This is a genomic window from Agrobacterium larrymoorei (assembly GCF_005145045.1).
GTDB classification, from domain to species: Bacteria; Pseudomonadota; Alphaproteobacteria; order Rhizobiales; family Rhizobiaceae; genus Agrobacterium; species Agrobacterium larrymoorei.
Genome location: NZ_CP039692.1, coordinates 470840 through 484708, shown reverse-complemented (window position 1 = coordinate 484708; position 13869 = coordinate 470840). Strand labels below are relative to the sequence as shown.

The window sequence follows — 13869 nt, the reverse complement described above, 5'->3', positions numbered from 1 at the left end:
TGAACTTTGGCGATGCAATTTCTTCCCAATCGCAGTGAGGACCACCCGTGAATATTGCCGTAGATCCCGTCAAAGCGCCAGCACCTGAGATTATCGACCTGATTGCGACCTATGTTCCGGAACTGGTTGATATCAGGCACGATCTGCACCGCCACCCGGAAATTGGTTTCGAAGAAGTCCGAACCTCCGGCATCGTCGCGGAAAAGCTGGCCTCTTGGGGTATCAAGGTTCATCGCGGTTATGGCAAGACTGGCCTCGTCGGTGTGCTTCGCGGCAAACATGCGGGTAACCGCGTCATCGGTCTGCGCGCCGATATGGACGCTCTGCCGATGCCGGAAGAAACCGGCTTGCCTTACGCTTCCATCTATCCCGGTAAATTCCATGGATGTGGGCATGACGTTCACACCACGATACTGCTGGGAGCGGCCCGCTATCTCGCGGAGACCCGTGACTTTGCAGGTTCGGTGGTCTTCATCTTCCAGCCCGCCGAAGAGGGGCTTGGCGGTGCACGCGCGATGATCGCCGACGGGCTGTTCAAGGATTTCCCGGTCGATGAGTTGTACGGGCTGCACAATTCGTCACATGCCGCGCCCAATCACCTCAAAGTATCACCGGGAACCATCCTGGCGGGGGCCGATTTTTTCGATATCAGGCTGAAGGGCAAGGGCGCGCATGCGGCCCATCCGAATGTAGCGAACGATCCCGTGCCAGCAATCGGTGAACTCATCACCGCCTTGCAGACGATTGTCAGCCGCAATGTCTCGCCCACCGAACCGGCGGTCTTGTCGATCACGCGCATCGAGGCCGGTTCGGCCTACAATGTCATTCCAGAGACAGCGTCGATTGCCGGAACGGTGCGTGCCTTCTCAGATACGGTACGCGAAATCATCCGCTCGCGCATCCAAACGATCTCGGACCATATAGCTCAGGCTCACGGCCTTTCGGCAGAGGTCGATATTCGCGACATCTTCTCGGTTCTAACCAATGACGACGCTTCGGTAGAAATCGTTGCCGATGTGGCACGTCAGGTCTTGGGTGAGGCTCGCGTATCTACGGAGCCCAGCCGCTTCATGGGCAGCGAAGACTTTGCCGATCTTTTGAAACATGCGCCCGGTGCGTTTTTCACACTCGGCCATTCGGGCACCGTACCAGCCCACAATCCCGGCTTCATCGTTGATGATGCGATCCTTCCGGTCGGCGCAACACTGTTTGCGCGTCTGGTGGAAAGCCGTCTCAAACCGGTCTGATGCAGCCCTCCATTTCGTAACCAAAACGACGAGGAAACAATCATGGATCTGACGAGGCGTAAGACATTACTTTTGGGTGCGGCGTTCGGCGGTGCAGTACTTCTGCCATCGCTGTCCTTTGCCGAAACACAGACACCGAGCAAGGGCGGCATCGTTACGTTTGCAGGGTTGGGCGAGCCTACGACGCTTGTACCGCTGTCGGACAGCAATACGCGCACGCGCGCAATTTCAACGAAAATTCTCGAAGGACTGGTGCGGTTCGACAGCGAGTTCAAGCCGCATCCCGTTCTGGCTGAAAGCTGGGATGTGTCCAGCGATGGTCTGCGCTACACCTTCAGGCTACGCCAAGGTGTAAAATGGCACGATGGCAAAAACCTGACCTCGGCGGATGTTAAATTCTCTCTGCTGGCCTTCAAGAAGGTGGGACCGCGTGGGCGCATCACATTTGCCAGCATTGCCGATATCGAAACACCCGATCCGTTGACCGCCATTGTGGTTCTATCCAAACCGGCACCTTATTTGCTGCGGGCGCTCGTCGGCGGGGAAACGCCGATCCTGCCAGCGCATGCGTATCCGTCGGAGAATTACAGCGAAAGCCAGAACGGCAACGCGCCTATCGGTACCGGCCCTTTCATCTTCGAAGAGTGGAAGCGTGGCAGCTATGTGAAGCTGAAGCGGAACCCGAATTACTGGCAGGCTGGTTTGCCGCATCTCGATGGCTTCATCGCACGTTTTGTTGCTGATGCTGGGTCAGCGACAATCGCAGTGGAAACGGGTGAGGCAGACTACGCGACCGACGTATCCTACGGCGATCTGGAACGCCTGCGGCAAGATCCGAAACTGGCTGTCGATGTCTATACGGATGCCTATCTGAACAACGCAGCCGTCTTCGAGTTCAATCTTGAAAACCCCATACTCGCCAAGAAAGAGGTTCGTCACGCACTGGCCCACGCCATCGACCGAGACTTTATCAACGACGCCATTTTTTATGGTACGGCAAAGCCCGCCGGGTCGAACATTCCGTCGGTCTTTACCGACTATAATGACGAAACGCCGTTCAAGTATCCTTTCGATCTTGCCAAGGCCAACGCGTTACTCGACGAGGCTGGCTATCCGAAAGCGGCGGATGGGACGCGTTTTTCGCTGCGGCTCGCCTTTCTGCCGTCGGACGTTTTTCGCAAAACCTCTGAATATCTGCGCTCGTCATTTGGCAAGCTGGGGGTAAAGGTTGAAACGCTCGACGGTGATCTCGCCACCTTCATCAAGCGTGTCTACACCGAACGCGGCTTCGATCTGACCGTAAACGGTATCAGCCGTCTGTTCGACCCGACTGCGGGTGTGCAGCGGCTTTACTGGTCGGATGGCATCAAGAACCCGGCACCCTATGTCAACGCGGCGCATTACAACAATCCGAAGGTGGATGACCTTTTCCGCGCCGCTGCCATAGAGAGTGATGAGACAAAGCGTGCGGCGCAGTTCAAGGAAATTCAAAAGATCACCGGCGATGAGTTGCCGAATTTCTCAATCGTTGCGCTGCCGACTGTCATTCTAAGAAACGCCAATCTGCAGTCTCTCGTGACGACCATCGATGTCGCCTATAGCGATCTCGCCACCGCATGGAAGCAACCGCAAAGCTGACGCATGTCTCTTCTGCCCTCTGGACCCGGCGCATGCGTCGGGTTTTTTATTGCGCGTCGCTCCAGTCTGTCCATTTTTCGAACGTTTGCGTGGACGCGTAATCAGCGAATGCCATTGTCCTTTTGCCCCTTCCGGAAAAAGGAAATGCCCGGAGCGTAATCTTCCAAAGAACGCTATTTCATTGCTTTTTTTCGGCAAATTTATTCTTCGAGGATCAGCAAAAATACGTTTCTGGACCCATCATTCATCCAGCGTCAGTGTCGGCTTACACCAACAGTCAATAGATGGATGCCAATGGCCAAGGACACACTTTTTCTGATCGCTCCCGGTTTTGAAGACCCGAAACATCCGGGGGTGACGTTCGTTTGCCCGCACTGCAATCAGATAGAGGGTCTGCTTGCAGCTTTTCCTGATCTGGCTGAACGCCTCGACATTCACCGCGTCGGCTTTACTCGCCCGCGGGAGGCGGTGATCGCGCAGGTTGGAGAGCATAACCAATCGCTGCCGCTGCTGATCTTTGCAGGCGATGCGCCCGAAGATGCGACGGTTCATAGCGACAAGCGCTTCATTCAGGACACGAAACGCATTCTTTCACTGCTGGCCGAACGCCACGGTTTTCCGCAGCTTCATTGATATCGGTCCATTCGCTTTACGCCGGAGACAGAGATGAATTTTTCCAGACGCCAGTTTCACAAAATCGCGCTTGCAGCAGGGGCATTTGTCGCTCTTCCCGGAGGCTCCTTCGCGGCAGCGGAAGAGCCTGTGTCCGGTGGCACGCTGAAGATCGTCTATTTCCCGGAACCGACCCAACTCGTCGCCATCAACACCAGTGCCGGTGGCCCCCAATTCATCGGTTCCAAGATTTATGACGGTCTTCTGACCTATGATTATGATCTTACTCCCAAGCCAAGTCTGGCGAAGGAGTGGTCGGTTTCTGCCGATGGGCTCGAATATGTGTTCCACCTACAGCCGAACGCGAAATTTCACGATGGCAAACCCGTCACCTCGGAAGATGTGGCCTTCTCTGTTCTGCGCCTGAAGGAAGCCCATCCGCGCGGTCGCGCTACATTCTCGCAGGTCGAGAGTGTCGATACATCCGATCCGCTCGTTGCGAAACTCAAGCTTGCCAAGCCCTCGCCGGGGCTGATTACGGCGCTTGCGGCGTCGGAATCGCCTATCGTGCCGAAGCATATTTTCGAGACGTTCAAGCCGACCGAAAATCCCAAAACGGACCAGATCATCGGCAGCGGACCGTTCGTTCTGAAAGAGTGGACGCCGGGCAGTCACATTCTCTTGGAAAAGAACGCCGATTACTGGGACCAGCCGCGCCCGCATCTCGACCGGGTCATCATTCGGCTGATCAACGATGCGGGCGCGCGGGCGGCAGCGCTTGAAACCGGGGAGGGCGATATCGGCCATAATCCGGTAGCACTGTCTGATCTGGAACGCTTGAAAGCCGTGCCCTCGCTGAAGGTAGATGACCAGATTTATGCCTATGCAGGCCAGCAAAACCAGCTCGTAATCAATCTCGAAAACGAATATCTCAAGAACCTGAAGGTGAGGCAGGCCATTGCCCACGCCATCAACGTTCCCTCTCTTATCGATATCGTGCTTTACGGTTATGCCGTTCCGTCTCCCACGCCCATTAGTCCCGGCCTGCCGAAATTTCACAATCCGGATATCGGCTTTGCCAAGTTCGACACCTCGCTTTCGGAAAAGCTGCTGGATGAGGCAGGCTTCCCTCGCAAGGGTGATGGCAAACGCTTCAAGCTGAGGGTGACGACCAACCCGTTCAATCCGCAGACCTATTCCGATTTTATCGCGCAGGCTTTGATCAAGATCGGTATCGAGCCGGATATTCAGAAGTTCGATTTTGGGACCTATGTGAAAGTCGTCTATACCGACCGCGCATGGGACCTGTCGGTGGAATCGCTCTCCAATACGTTCGATCCGACGGCCGGTGTGCAGCGGGTGTACTGGAGCAAGAACTTCAAGATCGGCCTGCCTTTCTCCAATGCCAGCCACTACGAGAACCCTGAAGTTGACCGCTTGCTGGAAGCGGCGGCGGTGGAACCGGATATTGAGAAGCGCGCCAAGCTCTTCAAGGAGTTCCAGGTCATCATCGCCAAGGACCTGCCCGTCATCAATCTCGTCTCACCCATTCAGCCGGTCGTCGGCAATATCAAGGTCAAGGATTATGCCGTGGGCGCGGAAGGTCTGAGCGGCAATCTGGCGCACACCTGGCTGGCAAAAGAGGCCTGACGCGAACGGCGCGCCTTGGAAGCGCCGATCATCTCAAGACATACGAACAGGATCGGAACGATCATGAGCAGAAAATCTGAAAAACTCGTTCTCAACGCATTCATCTACCCTGGCGGCCATCATGAAGCAGCCTGGCGGCATCCGCAGTCAGAACCGCATCGCGTGACGGATATCAAGCTTTATCAGGAGATTGCGCGGCGGGCCGAGGCGGCCAAACTTGACGCGATCTTCTTTGCCGATGCTCCGGTGCTGGATAGCAACATTCGTTATGCCGCCCGCCATAGGCTGGAGCCGATAACCATGCTCACCGCACTTGCGGCGGTAACGGAGAAAATTGGCTTCATTGCCACCGCTTCCACCACCTATTACGAGCCCTATAATCTGGCGAGGCTGTTTGCTTCCGTCGATCATATCAGTGGCGGTCGTGTCGGTTGGAACATCGTCACGACATCGGCGGATGCGGCAGCCGCCAACTTCAACCTCGAAAAGCATCCGCCCCATGCCGACCGATATCGCCAGGCGACCGAGTTTGTCGATGTGGTTACAAAGCTTTGGGACAGCTGGGAAGATGACGCCGTCGTTGCCGACAAGGAGAGCGGTCTGTTTGCCGATACGGACCGTATCCATCCGGCCAATCATAAGGGTGATTTCTATCAGGTTCGCGGCGCGCTGAACCTGCCGCGTTCGCCGCAGGGCCGTCCCGTCTATGTGCAGGCTGGATCCTCGGAGGATGGTCGCGGTTTTGCCGCGCACTATGCCGAAGCAATTTTTACCGCTCACCAGACGCTCGAAAGCGCCAAAAGCTTCTATTCCGATATCAAGAGGCGTGTGGCCGCTGCGGGTCGCAAACCTGCTCACGTCAAAATTCTGCCTGGCATCAGTCCCTTTATCGCCTCGACGGAAACGGAAGCTCGCAAGCTGGAGGCAGAATTCAACGACCTCGTCCAGCCAGCCTTTTCTCTGGCGCAACTGAACCGCATCACCGGCATCGATCTCGATTCCGCCGATCTCGACAAGCCTTTGCCACGAGAAGCCGTTGAGGCAACCCGCGCCCAGGCTAACAGCAGCCGTCACCAACTCGTGCTCGATGTCATCGACCGGGAAAATCCGACCATCCGGCAGCTACTGCACAGGCTTGCTGGCGGGCGCGGCCACAAGGTCATTGCCGGCACGCCGGAACAGGTGTCGGACTGGATCGAAAGCTGGTTCCGGGAGGGTGCTGCGGATGGGTTCAACATCATGCCGCCATGGCTGACGGGCGGTTTCGATATTTTCATCAATGAAGTCGTGCCGCTTCTTCAAAAGCGCGGCCTGTTCCGGCTCGATTACGAGGGCGACACGCTGCGCGATCATTATGGCTTACCGCGGCCCGAGAATATTTACACCGTGCCGACAGCTGTCAGAGAAAGCGCTTGAAGGATGATTCAGGCGGCGGCAGCGTTCATGGATGGCACATCATCACGCAGCAATGCGATGAGCGATGCGATTTCCGGCTGTCGCCGTCTTTCCTGGCTCGCGAGGAGATGGTAGCGGCAGGCTGTTGGCTGTGGTGACCCGATGGGCGAGACGAGCCTGCCGTTTTTCAACTCTTCCGACACCAGTGACTGTCGCACTAGCGCGATGCCGTGGCCGGCAAGTGCCGCCTCGATTAGCACTGGCTGATGGGAAAAGCGCGGTCCGAGAGTTGCAAGCCTGATGTTGACGCCGCAGGACCGCAGCCAGTTGGCCCACTCGAAAGCGCCATCGCTGCCACTGCCCCGCAAGATTTCCCCCGAGAGATCGCGCAGGCGTTCCGGATGGCCGGTCAGCCGGTGGCGCACTGCGAAATCCGGTGCGCAGACCGCAATTACCGCGTCGTCGAACAACGGCTCAGAGACGTAGCCCGCGATCCGTTCGCTGGATGCGACAATGGCGCAATCGGCGTCATCAAGCTGGAGCCGGTCTAGCGGACCCTCATCCAGTGTTTCGATGGAAAGTTCCACATCGCCGAGGACGTGACTGATGCGTCCAAGTCGTGGCCCGAGCCAGCGGGCAGCGAATGACGGACATGCCAGGATGCTGAGCCTGGGTCTCGAGCCGGAGCGCAAAAGGTCCGACAGACTACCCACCATTGTCTCAAATGCTTCCGCCATGCCGGGATAAAGGGCAGCACCCGCATCCGTTAGTGCCAATTCACCGCGCTGGCGGCTGAAGAGGGGCTGGCCGAGATGGGTCTCGAGAATGCGAACTTGCTGGCCAATGGCTGCGGTGGAGACATGCAGTTCATCCGCTGCGCGAGAGAAACTTGCGTGTCGCGCAGCCACGACGAAAGCACGCAGGGCCGTGAGCGGTGGCAGGCGCGAGAGCGTCGGCAATCGTAGGGGTGAGGAGGTTTTGGGCGGAGATAGGAACTCTGCTCTCATGACGGTCTCACTCTCATCATCAGAAGACCCGGCCTTCGGCAAGGTGCGTGGTGGTGCCATTCAAATAGTAATCACCGATGACCCGCGCTTTGTGCTGTAGCGGATTGTGGTTGTAGACGGTGCGAATATTGCGCCAGTGCCGGTCGAAATTTCGTTCGCTCAACGTGGCCGAACCGCCTCCCAACTCGTAAATGGCGGTCGCCACGTTCAAGGAAAGCTGAGAGGCGATGATCTGTGTGCGGGCAGTGGCAAGTGAGCCATCGATAAGGGCGGCTTCTATCGCTGCTTCGTCACCCGTCTGAAAGGTCAAAGCCGTTACGTCCAGCGTACGTGACGCCTCGCGGATCAGCGTCTTGACCGCGAAAGCACCGGCGCTGAGTTCTCCGATTGTCTTTTGTACGAAAGGGTCCTGATTGGCTGTTTCGGCGGCGCTATGGAGAGTGGTACGCGCCTGCTTCAGCACGTATTCGATACCGTCTCTCACGGCCGCCTGCACCGCGCCTGTGGCAGATGCGGCCAGATGCAGTTGACGCATGGCGGAACAATGACGCCCGATCTGGGTGGTCAGCCGCCGTGTCGTCAGTTCATGCGGCAAGACCTCGACATTGTCGAGAAGTACACCGCCGCTGGCCGTCATGCGCTGGCCCATACTGTCCCAGTCGTCCAATATGGTAATGCCCTTGCGATCCAGCGGAATAAGAACGCCAATGGGTTGCTCGTCGTCGCCGACCGCGCTGAAAGACCCAAAATCCGCAAAGGCAGTGCCCGTGGCGTACCATTTACGACCGTTCAATCGATAACGGTCACCATCGGCGCTCAGACGAGTGGTGATTTCGCCGGGACGTTTCGTGCCCTGCTCCGTACTCGCACCGGCAAATAGCTTGCCGGACAGCACGTTCTCCAGATGCCTGCGATCTTCCAGCTCGATAGGACCAAGCGCAAGGTGTTCAGTGAAATTGAAATGGCTGCGCAGCGCATGTGGAATATTGCTGTCGGCTTCACCAAGAATCATCAACATTTCGATGTAATCTGTAATGGAGCCGCCCGGCCCGCCCTTCGATTTGGGAATGCGCAAGGTGCCGAGTTTGGCTTCCTTGATGCGACCGAAAACGTCGAAAGGCAATTCCCGCTCGCGTTCGCGACGAGCAGCATCCTTTGCGGCGAACGCTGCGATGTCTTTGGCGCGCGACAGGATTTCGTCACGGCTGGGAACGTCGGACAGGTTGTTGGTTTCTACGTTGGCGGTGTTGGCGTTCGACATCACATTGGGTCCTTGAGCGGATCGGGTGGCCTGCGGCAGTGTTTTCCACCGCTGGCTTTGTCTCTATGATAATCAGGCAACCGCGCGGGTCTGGATCGACGCACGTGGAGCAGGTTCGACATTGCGTGGAACACGACCTTCCACCGGGTGGCTTGGGTCGTTGAAGCCCGGTGTCGAGGGATGACCTGTCGTCACGAGACTGTCGATCAATGCTTCGTCGTCGGCGTCGATAGTCACGTCGAGCGCTTTGACATAGCCGTTCCAGTGCTCCTCGGTGCGCGGGCCGGTGATTGCAGCGGTCACGAACTTGTTGTTCAGAACCCAGGCCAGTGCGAAATCCGCAGCCGAGACGCCCTTGGCCGCGGCATGAGCGGCGACCTTCTGCGCAATTTCCACCGACTCTGGGCGCCATTCCGTTTCCAGTACACGCTTGTCGCCACGACCCACACGGGTATCCGCGCCCGGTTGCTGGCCCGGCTGGTACTTGCCGGTCAACACGCCCCGCGCCAGCGGCGAATAGGAAACAACACCGAGGCCGTAATGATTGGCGGCGGGAAGCTGCTCGGCCTCTGCCGTACGGTTGACGATGTTGTAGAGCGGCTGGCTTGCCACAGGGCGGTCAATGCCAAGCTGGTCTGCTAGATGAGAGATTTCAGCGATCCGCCAGCCGCGGAAATTAGACACGCCGAAGTAGCGCAGCTTGCCAGCCCGAATAAGGTCAGCAATAGCGCGCAACGGTTCTTCCAGTGGCGAATCGAACACCGCGCGGTGGAAGTAGAGAATATCGATATAGTCTGTGTTCAGACGGCGCAGGGAGTTTTCGACGGTTTCAATGACCCATTTGCGCGAATGGCCGCCGAGATTTGGACCTTTCTTGTGCGAGTTGACGAATTTGGTCGCCAGAACCCAATGGTCACGGTGATCCTTAATGCCGCGACCGACGACTTCCTCCGATTTGCCATCATGATAGACATCGGCGGTGTCGATGAAGTTGATGCCCTGTTCGCGTGCCTTGTCGATGATGCGGAAGGCGACGTCATCAGGCGTCGGGCCACCGAACATCATGGTGCCGAGGCTCAGCGGAGAGACTTTCAGGGCGCTGCGTCCGAGATATCGATAATCGACCATGTTATGTACTCCTTGGATTGTCATTGGGCATAGTGGCAGGCCACGGCGTGGCTCTCACCGAAAAGCTCGTGTTCCGGCGCTTTTTCGCGACAGATATCTGTTGCCAGCGGGCAGCGTGTGTGAAAGCGACAGCCCGGGGGCGGATTGTGCGGGCTTGGGAGATCGCCCGAAATGGGGGCCGCCTGCTTGCGCCGCGCCGGGTCCGGGACGGCAGCCAGTAGCGCCCGTGTGTAAGGGTGTTTGGGCGATGCCCAAAGCTGCGCGGTGGGAGCGCTCTCAACGATCTTGCCGAGATACATGACCAGCACGCGATCCGAAAAATACCGGACGACGGACAGGTCATGCGAAACGAAGAGATAGGACAGCGACAGGCGGTTTTTCATCTCCACAAGGAGATTGAGGATTTGTGCCTGAATGGACAGATCGAGCGCCGAGACGGGTTCATCGCAAACGACCAGTTCCGGTTCCAAAATCAATGCGCGGGCGATACCGATACGTTGGCGTTGCCCGCCGGAAAACTCGTGCGGATAACGATCGAGGGCGTCAGGCGGCAATCCAACCTGGGCGATGATGGCTTCTACAATCTCGCGCTGCCGCCTCCCGTCCCCAATTCCATGCACCTTCAGCGGTGCGATTAGGATTGTGCGGACCGTCTGGCGAGGATTGAGCGACGCAAAAGGGTCTTGAAAGATCATCTGGATGCGACGGCGAATGCCCCGCAATTGCGATGATGACATTGCAGTCACGTCGGTACCCTTGAACGTGACCTTGCCGGAGGATGGTTCGACGAGGCGCATCAGGGATTTGCCCAGAGACGATTTCCCGCAACCGGATTCCCCCACCAGCGCCACCGTTTCACCGGCCTCGATCTCCAGCGATACATCATCCACGGCACGAACCGTGCCGCGACCGCCCACATATTCGGTGGAAAGTCTATGCACTGACAAAAGCGCCATGGGAGACCTCCGTAGTTGTTGTGTCGACGAAAGGGCAAGCCGCCTGTCGGCCCTCGGAAATTATCCTCAGCGGCGGTACGAATTGGCCGCAAAAACCACGGGCATTGGGACAGCGTGGCTTGAACGAACAGCCCTTTTCTCCAGTAGCCGAAACGATGGAGCCGGGAATTTCAAGTAGCGGTCCATCGCGGTAGTGCTGGCCGGCTTCCGCGCGTGGCGACGCGGCAAGAAGTCCGCGCGTGTAGGGATGATAGGGGCTGCGAAACACCGGTTCCGGCAAACCTTCCTCGACTTTCCGGCCCGCATACATGACCATCACCCGATCCGCCCATTGTGCCACGATGCCGAGATCGTGGGTAATCAAAATGACGGCCATGTTGAGATCACGACGGAGATTGTCGAGGAGCTGGAGAATTTGAGCCTGGATAGTTACGTCGAGCGCCGTCGTTGCCTCGTCGGCGATCAGTAGCTTCGGGTTGCAGGCAACGCCGATGGCGATCATCACGCGCTGGCGCATGCCGCCGGAAAGCTGGTGCGGATAATCATCCACGCGTCGTCCGGCCTCTGGAATATTGACGAGTTCCAGCAGTTCGATAGCGCGTTTTCGAGCCTGACGCTTGTCGATCTTTTCGTGGATGCGAAGCACCTCGACGATCTGCTCACCAATGGTCAGAACCGGGTTGAGCGAGGTCATCGGCTCCTGAAAGATCATACCGATATCGCTGCCGCGAATACCGCGCCATTGTCGTTCTGAAAGCGACAGAAGATTGCGCCCTTCCAGCGAAATCTTGCCACCCACCTTGGCATGTGACGGCAAGAGCCCGATCAAACCCAGTGCAGTCAGGGATTTGCCAGATCCGCTTTCGCCGACAATTGCCAGCATCTCGCCAGCCGATACGCAGAAGCTGACGCCCTTGACGGGCTGAGCGTCGCCGAAACCTACGGAAAAATCCTGCACGTCGATCAGCTTGGTCATCGGCGTTCCTCCGAAAAGCGCGGATTTAGCGCGTCGTTGAGGCCATCACTGATCAGGTTGAGCGAAATCACTGTGAAGACGATAGCAAGGCCGGGGAGGGCCGTCAGGTACCATGCGGTGCGGATGACATCGCGCCCTGAGCCGATCATCGAACCCCATGACACGCGGTTGGGATCCCCGAGACCCATGAAGGAAAGCGCCGCTTCCATCAGGATCGCACCGGCGACCATGACCGACGATGTCACGATAATGGGCGGTAAAGCATTCGGCAGGATTTCCTTGAATACGATGCGCGAATGACCATAACCCAGACTGCGCGCTGCCAGAACATAATCCTTCTCGCGAATGGCGCGGAATTCGGCGCGCGTCAGCCGCGCCACCATCGGCCATGTAATGATGCCGATTGCCGATGTAACCGTCGTTACGGACGGCTGGGCAATGGCAACGAGAACGACCAGCAAGACGAAGTTCGGCAGAGTCTGGAAGATTTCGATGAGCTTCACGAGAATATCGTCTACCAGTCCACCGAAATACCCGGCAAATGCGCCGATGGTGATGCCGATGGTCAGTCCGATCAGCGTCGCCACGACGCCCACAGTCAGCGAAATGCGTGCGCCATGCACGATACCCGCCATCACGTCACGTCCCATGGAATCGGTACCAAGCGGGTAGGCGGCATTCTGTCCGGGCCACAGGAACGGACGCGCCACCATTTCCAGCGGATCGCCGGGGTATAGAATGGGTGCCAGCAACGCCGTGACGATCACGGTTGCCAGAAAAAGCAGCCCGACAATGGCATTGGGATTTGTCAGGAAGATTTTCAGTTCCCGCCGCAAACCCTTTCTGGGCACCGAGATCGTGCGGGCGGAAAGCGCATCGGGAGCATGCAGGTAAGGCCAGGGTTTCTGGTCCCCTTTCTGCTCTTTAACTGGGGCGCCAGATGTTTCGGCTTTCGATTGCGTGCCGATATCGGAGGTTTGCAAAAGTGCGGTGGTGTTTGAAGAGCTCATCGGCTTTCTCCGATGCGAGGGTCGAGCCATGCCTGCAGCAGGTCCACGGCTGCGTTGACGACGATGACGACGAAAGAAGACAGAAGCAGGATGCCGAGAAGCACGCTGAAATCCCGGGCCATCACGGCTTCGAATGCTAGGCGCCCCAATCCCGGCCAGCTGAAGACCGTCTCGACGACGACCGCGCCCCCCAGAAGTCCGCCAATGTGCATTCCAGCCATGGTGGTAATGGGAATGAGCGCGTTGCGAAGGATGTGGCGCGTGGTCAATTTGAAGGGGGAGACGCCCTTGGCGCGCGCAGTGCGCACATAGTCCTGCGACTTCACCTCCAGCATCGCTGCACGGGTAAGTCGCGCATAGATGGCCAGAAAATAGAGGGCGAGAGAAAGTGCAGGCAGAATGATATAGCGGATGCGGTCCAGGAAGGCATCGAGGCCGGTCAAGCTGCTGCCGATGGTGCTGTCACCGCCTGATGGCAGCCAGCCGAGCTTGACGGAAAAGGTCAGGATCAACATCAGGCCAATCCAGAAGCCGGGAACCGAATAGAAAATCAACGATCCGATGGAGATGATCCGATCCGGTAATCTGCCGGAAAAAAGCGCCATGATTGAGCCGAGGAAGACACCTACGAAGATGGCGATGCCCAGCGCTGCACCCATCAGGGCCAGTGTGCCGGGCAGTCTTTGCCCGATCAGTTCGGCGACTGGCATTCCGTATCGTGGGGAAAACCCTAGGCTGAAGTGTGCGAGATTGCCAAGGTAGTTCATCAACTGATGCAGTATCGGCAGATCAAGACCGAAGCGAGAGCGCATCTCCGCCATCGTTTCTACAGTCGCAGAGCCCGCTTCCGCGGCAAGCACATCGGCGGCATCACCCGGCGCGAGCTGAAGCAGGAAGAAGTTCAAGATGATGATGCCAAGCACGGTGGGTATGGCCGACAAGGCGACGCGGCGCGCCTGGGATAAAATCCGCTTCGAATTCGACATCGC

Annotated in this window: 12 protein-coding genes; 5 read left to right on the top strand and 7 right to left on the bottom strand. The window is 57.7% G+C overall.

The annotated features are described in order from the left end of the window. The first annotated feature begins 47 nt into the window (after positions 1-47). The 5 genes from CFBP5473_RS16525 (at position 48) to CFBP5473_RS16505 (ending at position 6563) form a co-directional block, all read left to right on the top strand. Positions 48-1247, top strand: a complete 1200-nt coding sequence (locus tag CFBP5473_RS16525) for a M20 aminoacylase family protein (RefSeq protein ID WP_027675907.1) — start codon at positions 48-50, stop codon at positions 1245-1247. Between the two features lie 42 nt (positions 1248-1289). Further along, a complete protein-coding gene (locus tag CFBP5473_RS16520) occupies positions 1290-2885 on the top strand; it encodes an ABC transporter substrate-binding protein (RefSeq protein WP_027675906.1) in 1596 nt (531 codons plus the stop codon). Between the two features lie 294 nt (positions 2886-3179). Continuing rightward, a complete protein-coding gene (locus CFBP5473_RS16515) occupies positions 3180-3518 on the top strand; it encodes a DUF3088 domain-containing protein (protein WP_027675905.1) in 339 nt (112 codons plus the stop codon). Between the two features lie 33 nt (positions 3519-3551). Next, positions 3552-5147 carry an ABC transporter substrate-binding protein gene (locus tag CFBP5473_RS16510; RefSeq protein WP_027675904.1) on the top strand — a complete coding sequence of 532 codons (1596 nt, stop codon included), beginning with the start codon at positions 3552-3554 and terminating at the stop codon, positions 5145-5147. A 63-nt stretch (positions 5148-5210) separates the two neighbouring features. Further along, entirely contained in the window at positions 5211-6563 is a 1353-nt protein-coding gene (locus CFBP5473_RS16505) for an LLM class flavin-dependent oxidoreductase (protein ID WP_027675903.1), read from the top strand. 8 nt (positions 6564-6571) lie between these two features. Here CFBP5473_RS16505 and CFBP5473_RS16500 read toward each other — a convergent pair whose 3' ends face one another. From CFBP5473_RS16500 to CFBP5473_RS16470, 7 genes are all read right to left on the bottom strand, one after another. After that, a complete protein-coding gene (locus tag CFBP5473_RS16500; RefSeq protein WP_027675902.1) occupies positions 6572-7549 on the bottom strand; it encodes a LysR substrate-binding domain-containing protein in 978 nt (325 codons plus the stop codon). A 19-nt stretch (positions 7550-7568) separates the two neighbouring features. Beyond that, positions 7569-8810, bottom strand: a complete 1242-nt coding sequence (locus tag CFBP5473_RS16495) for an acyl-CoA dehydrogenase family protein (RefSeq protein WP_027675901.1) — start codon at positions 8808-8810, stop codon at positions 7569-7571. Between the two features lie 72 nt (positions 8811-8882). Continuing rightward, a complete protein-coding gene (locus CFBP5473_RS16490) occupies positions 8883-9938 on the bottom strand; it encodes an aldo/keto reductase (RefSeq protein WP_027675900.1) in 1056 nt (351 codons plus the stop codon). A 20-nt stretch (positions 9939-9958) separates the two neighbouring features. Beyond that, positions 9959-10894, bottom strand: a complete 936-nt coding sequence (locus tag CFBP5473_RS16485; RefSeq protein ID WP_027675899.1) for an ABC transporter ATP-binding protein — start codon at positions 10892-10894, stop codon at positions 9959-9961. After that, positions 10872-11870, bottom strand: coding sequence for an ABC transporter ATP-binding protein (locus tag CFBP5473_RS16480; protein WP_027675898.1), 999 nt, complete (start codon positions 11868-11870; stop codon positions 10872-10874). Before CFBP5473_RS16480 ends, CFBP5473_RS16485 begins: the two co-directional genes overlap by 23 nt. After that, complete coding sequence (locus CFBP5473_RS16475; protein ID WP_027675897.1) at positions 11867-12880, bottom strand: ABC transporter permease; 1014 nt, start codon at positions 12878-12880, stop codon at positions 11867-11869. The genes CFBP5473_RS16480 and CFBP5473_RS16475 overlap by 4 nt, the downstream gene beginning before the upstream one ends. Further along, positions 12877-13866, bottom strand: a complete 990-nt coding sequence (locus CFBP5473_RS16470) for an ABC transporter permease (RefSeq protein WP_027675896.1) — start codon at positions 13864-13866, stop codon at positions 12877-12879. Before CFBP5473_RS16470 ends, CFBP5473_RS16475 begins: the two co-directional genes overlap by 4 nt. Positions 13867-13869 lie beyond the last annotated feature (3 nt).